A 2,186-nucleotide genomic window follows, 5' to 3' on the forward strand; every position below is an offset into this window, starting at 1 on the left:
CGTGCCGGGAGCGCCCCAGCGTGGGCGACGGGTGGTGGTTTTGGGGCCCGTGTGACGTGGTCGGCCTCGGCGAGCGGCACGCCACCCGGGCCCCAGAACCACATCCGGTCGCCGTCGCTGGGGCGCTCCCGGCACGCGACGAGCATCCCCACGTCCGGCCGAGCCGGATCGGACACGAGGATGCCCGTCTCGGCCTTCTCTGCGCGGAGCCGCTGCCCGCGCAGACAGGCGCCCAGCGCGGCGAGATGCGCCCGCGCGGGGCTCGATCGGAGCACCCCATAGGCCGCGGGCTCCACGGGGCCCTTAAGTTCTGTCACGGGTCGGACCTCCTGCATCCGATCAAGGTCCCGGCTCTCCCGCTGGTCGCACAGCGGGCCGGGGCCGTTACAGGCTGTGAGGGCGTCGCGCCTACGCCAACGAGTGAAACGCCATGTACACGCAGTGCGATAGGCGGATACTGCGGATAGACAGGCGGACCCCCGAGTGTCCGCTTCGGACGATCCGGCGAATGGTGCACGCGGATGACCGACGAACGCCCGACCTGGGCTGCGCGTCTCGTGTCCGAGCGCGAGCAGCGCGGGTGGAACAAGCGCGAGATGGCCAGGCGGCTTTTCCTGGCCGCCAAAATCCCAAGCGGAAATGTCGATTCGCTGGCACGGCAGATCCGTGGCTACGAGGCCGGCGAGCACTTCCCCCGGGACTGGACTGAGCACTACGCCGATGCCTTCGGCCTCGGCTCCGCCGACCTGTTCAGCGGAGCCGAGCAGGCACAGCCACCTGGAGTCGTGAATTCCGCCATTGCCGAAGTCCTGGAGATGGCTGCGTCACTGGAGCAGTCAGACATCGGAGACGGCGAGCTGCACTATCTCGAACTGGCCACGCGCCGCCTCACCCACGACTACGCACGCCAGCCGCCGCTGACGGTGCTTGCAGAGGCTCATAGCCTTCAGCGAAGAATCACCACCATCCTGAGCGAGCAACAGCTTCGCCTGGCTCAACGACGCGAGCTTCTGACGACCTCGGCCGAACTGTTCGCACTGATCAACCTCCTTGCCGGGGACGTCGGCCGCTACCGGGACGCCGACGCCTACGGATACGCCGCCTGGACCTGCGCCCACGAAGCCGACTCCGACGCCGCTCGGGCTCTCGTGCTCTGCGCCCAGACCAAGACAGCCCGCTGGGAAGGCCGCTCCCGGGAGGCCGCAGAGCTGGCACGGCGCGGGTATGAGCTGGCCCCGACGTCGGCTCGCGGACGCGTCCTGCTGGCCGTCTCCGAAGCGACCGCGCATCAGTCCCGCGGCGACATCGTCGGCGCTCGTGATGCGCTGCTGCTCGCCGAGCGGGCACGCGAGGTCGGTGACGTTGCCGACCAGACCGCCGACGCCTGGAGCTGCGGCCGGGCCCGGCAGCACGCCTATGCCCTGCAGGTCGGCCTAGGCGCCCGCGAGCCCTTCGCGATGCTCGCTTCCGCCGAGGCGGCGGATGACGCTTGGGCCGAGGGAGACGAGTGGGTCTACGGGACGTGGGCGCAGGTACGCATTGGCGCAGCGCTCGCCCATGTAATGACGGGAGATCCCAACGGCGCGGAGTTTGAGCTAGAACCGGTGTTCGACCTGGAAGACCAGTTCCGGGTGGTGACCATCGTGGGCCGGATGGGCGAGGTCCGGCAACGCCTGGCCCACAGCCGCTATAAGGGCGACCGCCGCGCCGAAGCGCTACGCGAACGCATCCGGCTCTTCCAGGCAGGGTCACTGGAGCACAAGGCCGTAGGCGCTTCGGAGGAATCGTGAGTCCACTGCCCGATCGCATGACCGATCACTGGTGGTGGCGTCCAGGCGTGCGGCCCGGCCGTCGTCTGCTGGTCTGGCACATCCTCCTTGATGACCAACCGGACGCCCGCGCGCTGGTCGCCCAATGCCAAAGCCTCCTGAAGGGTGTCGACGGGCTCGACCTGGTGCCCGAGGAATGGCTCCACATGACGACCCAGATCGTGGGATTCGCTGACGAGATCCCTGGCGCGGAGGTGGCCGCCATGACCGCGGCGGTCCGGGCGCGGCTGGATTGCCTTGCCCCGATCAGCATCGACTTGGGGCGGCTGTGGCTCCACAGTGAGGCCGTGATGCTCGGTGCGCGGCCAGGCCGCGCTCTCGACCCCGTCCGGCGGGCCGTGCGCGCAGCGGTCGCCG

At 69.5% G+C, this 2,186-nt stretch carries 3 protein-coding genes; 2 read left to right on the plus strand and 1 reads right to left on the minus strand.

Annotated elements, in window-relative coordinates:
• A partial coding sequence (locus tag AB0J52_RS37110; protein WP_500187604.1) for a hypothetical protein occupies nucleotides 1-317 on the minus strand: 317 nt, incomplete at its 3' end.
• Between the two features lie 204 nt (nucleotides 318-521).
• On the opposite strand from AB0J52_RS37110, the gene AB0J52_RS37115 reads away from it, so the two are divergent.
• Together AB0J52_RS37115 and AB0J52_RS37120 are read left to right on the plus strand one after the other, a co-directional pair.
• Nucleotides 522-1,790 carry a helix-turn-helix domain-containing protein gene (locus AB0J52_RS37115; RefSeq protein WP_500187606.1) on the plus strand — a complete coding sequence of 423 codons (1,269 nt, stop codon included), beginning with the start codon at nucleotides 522-524 and terminating at the stop codon, nucleotides 1,788-1,790.
• Nucleotides 1,787-2,186: hypothetical protein (locus tag AB0J52_RS37120; protein ID WP_500187607.1), on the plus strand; the 400-nt coding region annotated here is incomplete at its 3' end. The genes AB0J52_RS37115 and AB0J52_RS37120, both read left to right, overlap by 4 nt.

Source organism: Spirillospora sp. NPDC049652 (assembly GCF_040675125.1).
Taxonomy (GTDB): domain Bacteria; phylum Actinomycetota; class Actinomycetes; order Streptosporangiales; family Streptosporangiaceae; genus Spirillospora.